This window comes from Paenibacillus sp. Y951 (assembly GCF_056786395.1).
Genome location: NZ_JBXCIY010000007.1, coordinates 15,917 through 29,628, shown reverse-complemented (window position 1 = coordinate 29,628; position 13,712 = coordinate 15,917). Strand labels below are relative to the sequence as shown.

At 38.4% G+C, this 13,712-nt stretch carries 11 protein-coding genes and 1 pseudogene; 2 read left to right on the top strand and 10 right to left on the bottom strand.

Going from position 1 to position 13,712, the window contains the following annotated elements:
* The first annotated feature begins 12 nt into the window (after positions 1–12).
* Positions 13–618: a cell surface protein gene (locus AC1TPB_RS11615; RefSeq protein WP_482064729.1), complete on the top strand. Its 606-nt coding sequence runs from the start codon at positions 13–15 to the stop codon at positions 616–618.
* Between the two features lie 200 nt (positions 619–818).
* On the opposite strand, the pseudogene AC1TPB_RS11610 reads toward AC1TPB_RS11615, so the two are convergent.
* The 8 genes and pseudogenes from AC1TPB_RS11610 to aroC form a co-directional block, all read right to left on the bottom strand.
* A pseudogene (locus tag AC1TPB_RS11610) lies at positions 819–1,290 on the bottom strand (transposase); the annotation flags it as partial.
* Between the two features lie 1,072 nt (positions 1,291–2,362).
* Positions 2,363–2,692, bottom strand: a complete 330-nt coding sequence (locus AC1TPB_RS11605; protein ID WP_482076629.1) for a type II toxin-antitoxin system PemK/MazF family toxin — start codon at positions 2,690–2,692, stop codon at positions 2,363–2,365.
* Complete coding sequence (locus AC1TPB_RS11600; RefSeq protein ID WP_482076628.1) at positions 2,685–2,852, bottom strand: hypothetical protein; 168 nt, start codon at positions 2,850–2,852, stop codon at positions 2,685–2,687. The genes AC1TPB_RS11605 and AC1TPB_RS11600 overlap by 8 nt, the downstream gene beginning before the upstream one ends.
* Before the next feature lie 70 nt (positions 2,853–2,922).
* Entirely contained in the window at positions 2,923–3,210 is a 288-nt protein-coding gene (locus AC1TPB_RS11595; protein WP_482076627.1) for a TIGR04104 family putative zinc finger protein, read from the bottom strand.
* Positions 3,211–3,628: 418 nt separating this feature from the next.
* Positions 3,629–5,488 (bottom strand): ABC transporter ATP-binding protein, encoded by a 1,860-nt coding sequence (locus AC1TPB_RS11590; RefSeq protein ID WP_482076626.1) that lies wholly within the window; start codon positions 5,486–5,488, stop codon positions 3,629–3,631.
* Positions 5,472–7,226 carry an ABC transporter ATP-binding protein gene (locus AC1TPB_RS11585; protein ID WP_482076625.1) on the bottom strand — a complete coding sequence of 585 codons (1,755 nt, stop codon included), beginning with the start codon at positions 7,224–7,226 and terminating at the stop codon, positions 5,472–5,474. Before AC1TPB_RS11585 ends, AC1TPB_RS11590 begins: the two co-directional genes overlap by 17 nt.
* A 128-nt stretch (positions 7,227–7,354) precedes the next feature.
* Positions 7,355–9,199 carry a hypothetical protein gene (locus AC1TPB_RS11580; RefSeq protein ID WP_482076624.1) on the bottom strand — a complete coding sequence of 615 codons (1,845 nt, stop codon included), beginning with the start codon at positions 9,197–9,199 and terminating at the stop codon, positions 7,355–7,357.
* A gap of 278 nt (positions 9,200–9,477) precedes the next feature.
* Complete coding sequence (gene aroC / locus AC1TPB_RS11575) at positions 9,478–10,533, bottom strand: chorismate synthase (RefSeq protein ID WP_482076623.1); 1,056 nt, start codon at positions 10,531–10,533, stop codon at positions 9,478–9,480.
* A gap of 273 nt (positions 10,534–10,806) precedes the next feature.
* Here aroC and AC1TPB_RS11570 point away from each other — a divergent pair, with 273 nt between their 5' ends.
* Complete coding sequence (locus AC1TPB_RS11570; protein ID WP_482076622.1) at positions 10,807–11,703, top strand: LysR family transcriptional regulator; 897 nt, start codon at positions 10,807–10,809, stop codon at positions 11,701–11,703.
* A gap of 127 nt (positions 11,704–11,830) precedes the next feature.
* Here AC1TPB_RS11570 and AC1TPB_RS11565 read toward each other — a convergent pair whose 3' ends face one another.
* Together AC1TPB_RS11565 and AC1TPB_RS11560 are read right to left on the bottom strand one after the other, a co-directional pair.
* Positions 11,831–12,445, bottom strand: coding sequence for a flavin reductase family protein (locus AC1TPB_RS11565; RefSeq protein ID WP_482076621.1), 615 nt, complete (start codon positions 12,443–12,445; stop codon positions 11,831–11,833).
* A gap of 68 nt (positions 12,446–12,513) precedes the next feature.
* Positions 12,514–13,497 carry a ring-cleaving dioxygenase gene (locus AC1TPB_RS11560; protein ID WP_482076620.1) on the bottom strand — a complete coding sequence of 328 codons (984 nt, stop codon included), beginning with the start codon at positions 13,495–13,497 and terminating at the stop codon, positions 12,514–12,516.
* Between the last annotated feature and the right edge of the window lie 215 nt (positions 13,498–13,712).

Below are 13,712 nucleotides of genomic sequence, written 5' to 3'. Positions count from 1 at the left end.
GGGAGTGTTATTATGAAGAGAACATTAACAGGGATTGTCCTTGCGACCACTCTGGTCCTCGGTGCATGCTCGAGCAATCCAAGTATAATTGACAAGAGTCAACTGCCGATCGAGACTCTACAGGGATCGTACAGCATTAATGTAGAAAACATTAATGAAATAATCGGAGATGCTGATTACATCTTTGTCGCTAAAGTCAATTCCGAAGTGGAGACGATATACAAAAACCCCGTTACCATCGAAACAGAGTCTGGAACAAAGGAAATAAAGGATCCCTATACCAAATATTCAATCACGGTAATCGACAACATTAAAGGCAAACTTAAAAAGAACACCGAGTTTGAAATTCTGAAAAATGGTGGAATTACCCAGGATCGGAAATCTGTTGTGGTGTTTGAGAACGACAAGCTCCTTGAAGTCGATAAATATCATATCATCGCCGGTTATACTCAACCTGATGGAAGTCTACTAGTATCTGGACCCAACTCAAGTATCATCCTCCTTGCCACTAGCAAGGAAGAGATCGTATCATCGACGGAATATAAAAATTACCAGAAGGCCGTTAAAAATGAAGTTAAAACAGACCGGAAGAGATTCAAATCTTCTTTTGAAGAATAGCTAACTCATTAAAGCAAAGCTGCCAAGAATGAAATTATCCCCTTTCAGTAGACAGTGCAGAAAAGCACACTATAGTCTACTGAGAGGCCACTGAAAATCCCACGATTTTAATTTCATGAATATGGTACAAACCAAAAAAAGGCTGATTTCATTCGAATGGGATGAAAACAGCCTTTTTTCTGTGCTAGGTTAGCCTATTTTTACTTCATTAACTTTATAATTCTTTTTAGATTAACAGTGAATATGGTTACTTCGCCTTGCATTTGCATGCCTAATAGACCTGAGGTATCGGCTACATCATACCCGTGTCTGTGTTTCAGTTCACTATTTTTCGCTTCGATCTTATAGCGTTCTTTTGCTTTTTCTTTGAAATACTCACTTTCTTGAAAAGCTTGTTGTCCGCTATGTTCTGCTGATTTTATGCTGACCGAATAGGTTTTGGTCTTGGCTCCAGCTTTATAACAGCCTTCTTGGAAAGGGCATTGCTGACACTTGCTAATATATTAATTTCAATTCGTTTTCATTCGCATACTGGATATTATTTTTCTCGGAATAGGCGGTATCTCCAATAACAGTGTCAATCACCATGCCCGTTTCCATGCTTTTTTCAATCAAGTTTTGCAATTGCTTACCATCATTCTTTTCGCCCGTTGTCACGATAGCTGCCGTTGTATCAGATGTTTTATTGAACCTCTTTTAAGTACTAATTTAACTATACATTCCTTTTTATCTATGTATTAAATTTCTGTGTCTCATCTCACTTTGTAAAAAACCAATCAACGATTTTTGTGATTCTCTTTCGCTGACTATATTTTTTGAATTATACTATATTCCAATCTTTCGGCATTACGTATAATTAATGACTCTAGGATCGTGGATATATAGATGCTGAATCAAGGATCAAACTGAAATAATATCGGTATGTATATTTGGGTTACTCAATTTTGCAACTTTCACTGTAATCCATCGATTTCTAATTATATTAATTATCAAATTTTCGAACTTGGTATCATTAAACTACTGAATCTAAAATAAAATACGTATTAGGCCCGCCCCGATAATAAAAACAGCGACAAGCCTTGGACGTGATAATAAAGTTCTAAACTGCAGCAGTTTTATTGCTGACATTTCCAGTTCAGAATGGTAAACGACAGTTATTCTTAGCCTTTTACCTTCGTGTTGTTTCAAGCTAATGTTACCCGTTAGTACATAAATTCTCTTACAATTTCTTCTTCCATCCACGGAGCTTGATGTAATAGTAGGTCGGTATTACTGCACACAATATTATTAGGACTGCCATAAGTAATTTCATATAGCTTCCCCCTCCAGTTGCTTATTATTCTGTACTTAATACAACACTATATACACTAAGAAGATAATTAATTCCAATTTCCGTCTCTTACTACCCTTCCTTTTAGTTGAAAATAGACTGTTTTGGTAGTATTAAACTATCGTTCTCTGTTTGTGTAAAAAAGTTGGTTATTGAATTTCATGGTACCATTGGTGCATTTATGATTTCATACCACCCCCACATTACAAGAAAAGAAGAATAGAACAAGCGATCAATATTGAAATAACTAATGCCTTGCTTTTTAGTTTTTTCACCATGTATATCCTCCGTCTAGTAATTTTAGTTGAGCAACGAAAAGGAAGCCTTTTCCCTACATACGGTTAGATTAGCCGAATAATTGTATTAAACTGCTCGTCAGCCCTTTTGCTGAACTAAAAACAACAACTTGAATTACTAAAATAACTTTTTGCACATATTGAGTACCCGTACAAGATCTTCGTTATGTAGGTTGCCAAGATGATGATTCAATTCAGATCCATGAATAGAAGTGATTTTTGAAGTACGTGTAATAGAAGGTTTTAATAAACCTGCATCTTCCCAATACTCCAAAACAACATCAAATTGATTTCTAGCCATTTGGCTTGTTACTGGTGCAATAATGACATCTACATCCAATGCTAACTCATTCCCAACAATAATAACAGGGCGCTGCTTAGTTTGACGAGTTCCTATAAAAAGGACATCTGCCAACCAAACATCACCCTGTTTCATTTTACTACTCATTGTATATGTCGTCCTCCTCATTATCCCACCAGGAATAATTTTCGCCTAGCAAAATAACATCCGCGGACATATATTTTTCCTTGATTTTATCGAGTACCTTTTGTCTTTCTTGCTGACTCAACATGTCAATTTCCTTTATGATTTTTTCAGGAATGGACATATACCACACCTCCATCAAACTATATCCCTATTATACCTGATATGATTGGTAAGATAAATATTCAATGAGTTCAAACGACTTTGAATCTAACAAATACCGGCACAAGCAAAGAGCCAATACTAAGTATGGCGAGTCCCACACCAATCGTAGTTAAAGGGTTATTAAAAGGTGAAAAGTAATTAACAAAAAGTAACGTTGGCAAAACAGTAAGCGATACAACAATCAACCTGCCTAAAATAGTTATTTTATGCTTTGCACCACAATCATCACAATTAATTGGTTTATATACCCAACCTAAAAACGCTTTGAAAATTTTACTCCATCTGAAACGTAGATTACAGTTTTGACATTTTTGCAATTTGACCCCCCTAGTCTACTTATTGTAATGTTAACATTCCTTATTCGGTGTAATGGTCTTTTGGATTAAATCATGATACTTGATGTAAGATTGTTATAATTCCACTTAAATAACAGAACGCATGATCGTATAAATTCTGAATCATCATTAAATGCATCACTTACATATTACACCAAAAAAACTCAATATTACATCTTATTATTCCGTTTTTCTTATGATTTTCATCATATGAACGATATTCGCTCAATGCAAAATGCCATTTCCAGCCACTCAGAACGTATGTTCCATATCGATTCACTACAAATCATCATTACAGTATATTAAATAGGTTATATCTCTCGATGAAAAAATCCTTTCATCAAATAAATGACGAAAGGATTTACTTTGATAACTACTGTACATCTATGATCTACGTTCCCTACCTAATTGCATCTATCAAAACTTTAGATGCTGGCTTAATTTCCTGTATCTTCGCTTCATTTTGTGAATGACGATACAATTCCTCATAGAAACCTTGAATTTCAAGTAGCTCCGTATGTGTACCTGACTCGACGATCTCACCATGACGCATCACGATAATCCGATCGGCATGCATAATTGTCGATAACCGATGTGCGATAACCATCGTTGTTCTACCTTCAGAGACAACATGCAATGCATGTTGAATAAGTTGCTCGGTCTGTGAATCAAGGTTTGCAGTTGCTTCATCCAGAATAAGGATCTTTGGACGGAAAACAATGATACGAGCAAATGACAATAGTTGCCGTTCGCCTGCTGACAACCCACTCCCCCGCTCTGACAATTTCGTATCGTAACCATCGCTCATTCGATGTATCATTGGATGAGCACCAACGAATTCACATGCCATTATTACCGCTTCTCGAGAGATGGTTTCGTCGAACATACGCACATTATCAATAATACTTCCGGCGTACAAATAAGGCTCTTGTTGTACTAGACCGACAATTCGGTGTAGCTGCGCTTGTCGCATCCTTCGAATATCAATACCGTCAATGTGGATACTACCTTCTTGCACATCATAGAACCTACATAACAGGCTCATAAGCGAACTTTTACCCGCTCCAGTTGTACCAACGATACCAATCATCTCGCTTGGACGGATATGTAGATCAAGTCCTCGGAAGACCGGCGAACCGTTTCCATACGCAAAAGTGATATGGTTGAAATCTATGCGACCTTGTACCGATTCCATGTCCACTTGATTAGGATGCGGATGATCCGCGATATCTGGCTTCAGATCGAGCACTCCCCAGATCCGATTCACAGCAACCGTTGTCGATTGTAATGTATTCCATTGTTGGGTAATCGCATTGATCGGCTGGAAGAACTGGCGAATATAAGTTATGAATGCATATAGAACCCCAAATTCTAGTGTTTGGCCAAGGACTGCATTACCACCCATCCATGTCACGAATGCGATACTTAGGTTACTTAGAAGATCAAAAGTTTTATTGAAAACAACATGTGTACGTATCTCACGAATATTAGATTTGAAATACGCGTCATTTCGTTCCTCGAACTGCTCTGCCTGTGCTTTCTGTTGTTGAAATACTTGAATCAAGTTCATTCCTGATAAGTTTTCTGCTACGAATGCAATCAGACGGGATAGTCGTGTGCGTGCCATCTGATACGTTTTGCGCATAAAAGAACGAAATGAAATCGCAATAATGGCAATGATCGGCAGCAAAACTAGACAATACATTGCTAGAGTTACGTCTAACTGAAACATCATAATTAAAATGAAAATCAACGTAAGACCGTCACGTAGCAATGTGTGCAACACTTGACTAAAAAATTGGTTCACAGCTTCGGTATCACTTGATACATGTGTGATCAGACTACCATTCGGCGTTTTATCGAAATAAGACATGGATAGCTTTGTAATATGTTCGAACAATTGCTTTCTAATCTTCGCGACAATGCTTTGTCCTGCGAACTGTAATAAATTATTTTGCAAATAAGTGAATATAAACCCAGATATCGACAATCCGAAGTAGATTAAGCAGATGACAAGTATACTGCCCCATTCATTCTTGCCTGACATTAGATTATCATCGATCACTATTTTAACTAAGTAAGGTTGGAATAATTCCGAAGCAATAGCAATTATGGTACAGATCACGACCAAGAAAAATGTGAACCTATGAGGCACCACATAGGAACCCAAAATCCGAAAGGCAGATCGATATTGTTGCTTTGGCTTCTTGCCTTGCTTTGAAATATGTTCCTTATCTCGCTGTTTAGATGAATGTGGCATGCGCACTTCCCTCCTCTTGAATCGCATGAAGCGTAGCGTATTGTCCTGGCTCCGCCAGTAGTTCTTCATGCTTGCCTCGTTGAATGATTCGCCCTTCTTCCATAACGATGATAAGATCTGCATGCTTCAAAGAACTGATTCGGTTCGCAATAATAATGGTAGTTTTACCGTGGCGTTCTTCTTGAATCGTCTGTAAAATTTCATTCTCAGTGACTGAATCTACAGCGCTGACACTGTCATCTAATATGATGAGTGGAGCTTGTTTGATGAATCCTCGCGCAAGACTCGTTCGTTGACGTTGGCCACCCGACAAGGTGACACCACGTTCCCCTAGCTTCGTCTCAAAGCGATTAGGGAACTCCATAATATTGTTATACATTTGTGCTTGTTGTGCGGCTACTTCTATCTCTTCTTGCTTGGCTTGTCGTTTGGCGAAAGCAATATTTTCTCCAATTGTTGTGCTGAAGAGGAATCCATCTTGTGGTACATAAGCTATTTGACTGCGCAAACTATTAAGCTTAATGCTACGAATGTCCGTTCCACCAATCTGGATTGACCGCTCCGATGCTTCATAGGTTCTCAGCAGCAGCTTGACAAGCGTTGTCTTGCCACTACCAGTACGACCAACGATGCCAAGTGTCATACCAGGCTCAATGACTAGATTAATCTCCCGCAAAGCAGGCTGAGCAGCTTCTGGATATGAAAATGTAAGATCTTGGATCTGTACTGGAAATCGATCTAGCTCGACATCCACAGCTTCTTCTGATTCAACAATATCCGGTTGAACAGCGACCAATTCGTTCAGCCGTTGTAATGACGCACGTGATCTTTGCACAACATTAATGACATTACCAATCTGTTGCAATGGGGTCATCAGCATCCGAACATATAGCGTTAGGGCAACAAAATTTCCGAGTGTGATCTTTCCAGTAATCGTTAGATAACCTCCGAGCATTAACGCAATAATTAAGGACATCGAGCCTAAAAAGGGTATGATCGCTTGGAAGAGTGAGGACATGCGTACAAGTGATAGTTGATTATCACGAATCCGGTCGACCGTTGCTTCAAAGCGCTTGATCATGAGAGGCTCAACCGCAAATTTTTTTGTAACCCGAATACCACCGAACTGCTCCTCGGCTGACTCAGTCATTGCAGCCAGCGATTGCTGCACTTTCAGCGATCGCTGGCGAATAGCGGGACCAATACGTGTCACAATCCATGGAATTAGAAATAATGGACCGACAGTTGCTGCTATTAAATAGATCGGAATATCACTGAGGAGCATCGCACCTATACATGAAAATAAAAGCATTGTTCCCGTGGCAAGCTGGTTAACACCCATAGAGATAGATTCCCTAACTCCTGTAACATCATTCATAAAATAGCTCAGCATCTTGCCCGTACCGTTTTTGGAATAATAGCGCTCGCTCAGCTCAGAGAAATGGGAGAATAGTCTACGTCTAGTCATATATTCAAACAGTCGGCCAACATACATGATGAGATATTGTCCGTAACCCCCGATGAGTACGTGACCTGCACCTATAAGCAGTAGTAATAAGCTATACCGCATAATATCATGCGATATTAAACCTCCTGACGATAGTTGATCCGCGAATTCTCCAAGTACTTTAGGGAAACAAGCCAATATGATACTAGCAATTGCATGTAATGAAATTGACGATAAATAAATGCGCCACGTCTCTTTAAAATATGGTTTTAATATACTTTGTTCCTTCAACTTCAACATTTCCCCTTTGCAGTTTGTATACAAATGCATACGCCAATAACCTTGTATACAATTGTATACAAGGTTATTGGCGTATGTCAAGAATATTATGTATTTTGATCATCTGATTGATCGTTACTTTATCTCTTCTGTTTTTTGGTCGACTGATTCACCGATCTATAGCCTTCCATATAAGCAAAGTTATTACTCTGGGGTTCGTGTCTGAACTCAGCATCGTCCTTACCCTGTTCATTCAGTTCGTTCAACTTGTGTCTCATATTTATAATACTTTCATCAACATCCATATAATCTTCTAGCATTCGGTTAAGTAACATTCTATCATAACAGCCATATACGTTTTCACATAGCCATTGTTTTTCACCCTCTTGCAAATCATTGTACAAATCGATGACGCTCGTTAAGTTATCGAGCATATCAGAAATTACATCTTTCTTTTTACTAAGTTCATTCGTAATATGGTTCCAATTACCGACCTTGCTAAAGTTGGTACGTTGTATATTGTCCACCTTCTGCTTACCGTCACTAGAATCCAAAACGATAGCTTGAAAAACCAATCTTAGATTACTCGGTGTAACTTTATTCAAGCTAGGTCCAATTAATTGAGCTAATTTAGAATAAAAGATTTGATCCTTCGTAATATATTGCTTAAACTCTTCAAAAAATTCTATAATTCCATCTGCTACTTCTGGAATTACGGTATCATAACCTTTCTCACCCTTATCTTTGGTTACGGATAGCTCAACTAACCTTTTATCAACTATTTTTTTGTGAGAATTATCTGGATCATTAACTCCACGTAATGTTGTTTCTTGCTTATCTGCTACCATACGATATACGGCATGCTCTGACTTAATAATACGATTAATATACCCCTTCAACTTAGAGCGACTACCATCTGCAGAAAGTACATATGCTTCACAATGCAGCTCAGCATCTACAAAGTTGTTCGCATCATCATATAATGATACATCCAAGGTTTCTCTGATATTTTTCACTTCCACATGATAATATACAAAATATCCTAAGTTATTGACCCAATTTTTTACCTCACTCTCCACATAGGACTCATGATCCTTGTTCGCTCTTTCTGTAATTGGGAACATATTCTGTTCAAGACCTGGTCCACCAAGACTGTCATTAAGTAAATGACCGCGAATATATCTATTTTCAAGACCGGGATGGTTTTTACGGTTAGTAGGTAAATGCCGCATTAATGCACGTTGTTCCGTAGGACCGAAGCCTTGAGGATGATTAGGACCTAGTTGGTTAGCAATCATCTCAGTTGCCCATGTATGTCCAGAGGAGCTTACTCCAGTTTTGAACTTTACGTCCTGTTTCTCAGGCAAGTTATAAGATTCACCTTTGTTCAAAATAATCTCACCAGCATTCGATAATATACAAGCCGCCTTAGGATTTATCTCCATAGCAACTTGTGCTTTAGGTGTTCCTGCACCCTGAATCTCTATGTTTTTCAATCCAAACCGCAATTGCAGCAACGGAAAATAGGAGCTAACCTCATCTAAACTCGTACTTTCTGCAATTACTTTATCTACAGTTAACTGGGCAAGCCGAATATCTCGTTCCATTTCATCTCGTGTTCGCGTTGTAGAAGCAGGATCCATCGCTAATATGTCCGATATTGACTTAGCTTCCAAATGATTCTCTTGGCTCTCTTGGTCCTCTTCTTCTAACTTAGTTATTCTCCTCAGTACGTTCTCTGGAGTAGATTCCTGTTCATTCATCTCATCTAGTACTTTATCGGACTCTGTGTCATTACTTTCTGAGAGCATACTTTGTAGCATATGCTGCATCGCCGTATTCCCCATACTTTGTTGCAGACGCATCATCATGTTAGTGTCAAATGATGGGGTGATTGTATGCTCTTGCTGCTCTTGAGAATGATATGGACTTGTTAGACTTTTCAAGTTACTTGCATCTTTGGATTGCAATTTTTCGTACATCATTGGATACTCCTCTTTATTGATACTTGTAGTTCAAAGGTATCTCGTATTGAAAAAGCAGTCATTATATCATCAAACAGCAATTACAGAGCATACGTCCCACGAACGGTGAATCATCATTCCAACTAATTATTACCATTTTATACTATATCACCACTTATTAACATTATATTTTTACGAATCAACTTTTTTTCTAGCCATTTAAATGGACAAAAATGCCTATATCCGCATCGGGACATAGGCATTCAAAAAATATTACATAATCTTATACTTTGCGATTTCTAGTAGCGTACTGCCGCTTGACGCTTGTACAGATCCTCTACTACGAGACATGCCATTGCTTCAACGACAGGCACAATTCTCGGGCAAATACATGGATCATGTCTACCCTCAGTTTTAATCTCTATTTCTTCGCCACACTCGTTCATCGTTTGCTGTGTTACAGAAATTGATGAAGTTGGCTTAACACTAATACGTAAAACGATTTCTTGACCAGTACTAATTCCTCCGACAATACCACCAGAATTGTTTGTTAAGAAACCATCTTTATTCATTGCATCATTATGCTCACTACCTAGCATACTAGCTGCAGCAAAGCCTGCGCCGAACTCGATTCCTTTAACCGCACCGATAGAAAGCATTGCCTTAGCTAATTCTGCATCTAATTTATCAAATGCTGGTTCACCAAGTCCTGCATCCACACCGCGAATACGGCATTCTACAATACCACCACAGCTATCACCAACTGAAGCGAGATGCTCGATTTTACTAATCATTTGCTGAGCTGCTTCAGGATCACAAGTACGTACCGGGTTTTGCTCGATAAACTCTTCATTGAATGAGTTTGCTTTAATATCGCCGATTTGAATCGTATAGGCTACAACTTGTACACCACGATTTTCAAGCAACTTACGAGCAATTGCACCACCCGCTACACGACCAGCTGTTTCTCTGCCTGACGCTCTCCCGCTTCCACGATGATCGCGAATGCCGTACTTTTGTAAATATGTAAAGTCAGCGTGACCTGGTCGGAATGAATGTTGAATCTCACTGTATGCTTCTGATTTCATATCATGATTGTGTAGCATAATTGCAAGCGGCGCTCCTGTTGTTTTACCTTCAAACACTCCCGATTGAATTTGAATGATATCATATTCTTTACGTGGAGTCGTAACCGAAGATTGACCTGGCTTTCTTCTATCCATTTGTTTTTGAATATAAGCTTCATCTATTTCTACCCCAGGTGTTACGCCGTCAACGATAACCCCTACTGATTTACCATGTGATTCCCCAAAAGTTGTAATTCTAAAATTTTCTCCAAATGTGTTCCCTGCCATGTTTTATTCCTCCCAAAAACTTTTTGTAACTTCCTCTGAATAAGCTTCTTTTGTAACAAAAAGTTACTTCGAAAGCATCTGCTCTACTTTTTGATTAGCTTCTTGATTGACCTTCTACGAAATCAAAAAGTCACTTCGAAAGCATCTACTTAACTTTTTGATTAGCTTCTTGATTGAACTTCTACATTATTGCTATATCCTTATTATAATGAGATACTTGAAATAAGTGAAATCACAATTTTGTCATCCTGTCATAGAGGGGTTCTATATCACATGATTAATTTAGAATGGTATCGAATTTTCATGTATACTGCGCAGCATAAAAATCTAACAAAGGCCGCACAGCAGCTTCATATTACACAGCCATCTGTGAGCTATGCAATTAAACAGATGGAAGAGGCTTTAGATGTTAAATTATTTCATCGGCTTTCTAAAGGGGTAGAGTTAACCGAAGAAGGACAAGCTTTACTGAAATATGTCGAGCAATCGTTTGCAATGCTTGATTCTGGGCAGAAGCATCTTCAAAATCTCAAACAGCTTAATGTAGGTGAAATTCGAATTGGTGCAAGTGATTCGCTAATTAAGCATCTACTCCTTCCACAGCTGAATACGTTTCATCATCAATATCCTACGATTAGAATTCGTTTATCACGTGGGAAAACTCCCGAAATTACGAAGCGGGTAAAAGAAGGTGAAATTGATTTTGCGCTAGTCCATATGCCGATTGATGATCCTGAATTGAATATTCAAACGCTGGTGGAGCTTGAAGATATTTTTGTCGTCGGCGAAGCTTATCAACAATGGGCCACTCGTTTAATTACGATACAAGAGCTTGCTGAGATCCCCTTAATTCTATTATCCCCTGGTAGCAGTACTAGAATTTTCATCGATCAGTGGTTTGCCGCTAAAGGGCTGTCTGTTACTCCTGATATTGAGTTAGGCAGTATCGAGTTATTATCAGAATTTGCGCGATTAGGCTATGGGGCTACCTTTATCAGTCGTTCATTTGTGCAGGAAGAATTGCAAAGAGGAACGTTATTCGAACTTAAAATTAATAGTTCTTTGCCCTCTCGTAGTATTGGGTTTGCAGTTCGTAATCATACGAAGCTATCTATAGCTGCTGAAACTTTCATGCGGCATCTGCGTCTGCGTAATGAATCTACGAATTAGTATACGAAAGAAGCTCTTGCGATTAGCAAGAGCTTCTTAACTGTTATTATATTAATCCAGATGCGTTCAAAGTACATTTTAATATTTTCTCCATTTGAGCAGGTTTAGTATAGATGTTGAATCTGATTCATTGGGGTCTTTCAATAGAGAAGATTTCACCAACTTTAGCATAACTAGCTCCTGCTAATCTACTCACAGCTTTCAATGAAGCGGCATCAATTCTACCTTCTTCATAAATTTCTTCTGCAATATGGAACATGACAACTTCACCGATGAATAGATCCGAGCCTGCTATCCCTTCTTGATTTCCCCCAAGTGGAATCGCTTGAACGAGCTTACACTCCATTCGAACTTTTGCTTCCTTAATACCCGGCACATTAACAACGCGACTAGCAACAACTGATAATCCAGCGAGCTCTATTTCACTTTCGTCTGGAGGTAGCGAAGCTGCAGTTGTATTAATCGTTGCAACATTGTCTTCATCAACGATATGAACAACGAACTCTTTGCGATCATAGATATTCCGAGCTGTATCCTTTAACCGTCCGTCTGGTCGTTGTACAGCAATAGACACCATAGGCGGATTAGATGAGACAATATTGAAATAGCTGAACGGAGCACCATTAACTATTCCTGCATCTGATAATGTCGTTACAAATGCGATTGGTCTTGGAATAATCGATCCAACTAACAGTTTATAATTATCTCGTTCACTTTGATCCTTTGGCTGAATAGTAATCATGAGCTCCACTCCTTTATACAATGAACACTAAATATCGTTGTCCCTCTAAACAAAGCGAATATATATTATCACTCGTATTCTTTCGTAAATTCGATCGTGCTTCTTATCGTATTAATCGGTCTTACTAACTTTTCAATCTGATCACGGTTACCTTCAAGGAATGGTGGTAATGAAAGTTTTTCTCCTATTGTTTCATATTCCTCATCACCCATAAAGCCCGGACCATCCGTTGCGAATTCGAACAAAATTTGCGGTGCAACACGTACATACAGTGATTCGAAGAAATGACGATCGACATAACCAGATGTGTGGAAACCGAAATTAGCAAAACGTTCAGTCCATTCATCCAGTACTTCACGATCCGCTACACGGAATGCAGCATGGTGGACCGTACCGAAACCTTGACGAGATGGCGGAAGAATTACATTATGCTCAACAATAACTTGAGCACCATTACCACCCTCATCAACTTCAAATAAGTGATTCGATCCTTCTGAAGCGATTTCCTCGAATAACATTACTTTTTCTAACATTTGCTTGAAGTGATCGAAATCGTTAATTCTCACGAAGATAGGTCCTAATCCGGTGATTGCAAATTCTAGAGGAATAGGTCCTTTTATCCAAGGTGTACCTGACTCTACTCCACTATTGTACTCATCTGAGATCAATTGATACTGTTGATCATCAAAGTCGACAAATGATAAAGTCTTTTTACCAAATTGTTCAGAAATTCCGGCATGCTTCACATTCAACCGATCAAAACGTTTTACCCAATAATCGATAGCTGCATCTGTTGGCACACGGAATGAAGTTTTGAAGATTTCATTGTTACCGTGTACTCCCTTTTGAATGTTAGGAAAATCAAAGAAAGTCATGTCTGTACCAGCAGAACCTTTATCATCTGCGAAAAATAAATGGTAAGTTTTGATATCATCTTGGTTAACTGTTTTCTTAACAAGTCTCATTCCTAATACATAAGTGAAAAACTCGTAGTTTTTCTCTGCACTACTTGTTATTGCGGTTACGTGGTGAATACCTTTTAGTTGATTCATAATTAATTCCTCCAATAATTTAATTTTGTCTTTTGAATTATGAGTTCTCTTTTTTTGTGAATTATGATTTGTCTTAGTATAATTAGTTTCCTTTAATCTTAAAATTAAGATATATGGTCTGTTTAACGAATAATACTGTTCCATCACTGATCATAAATAATAAAACTAATGAACAATCATTGTTAAAGTGTTTATCTTTCATCTCGATGTTACAA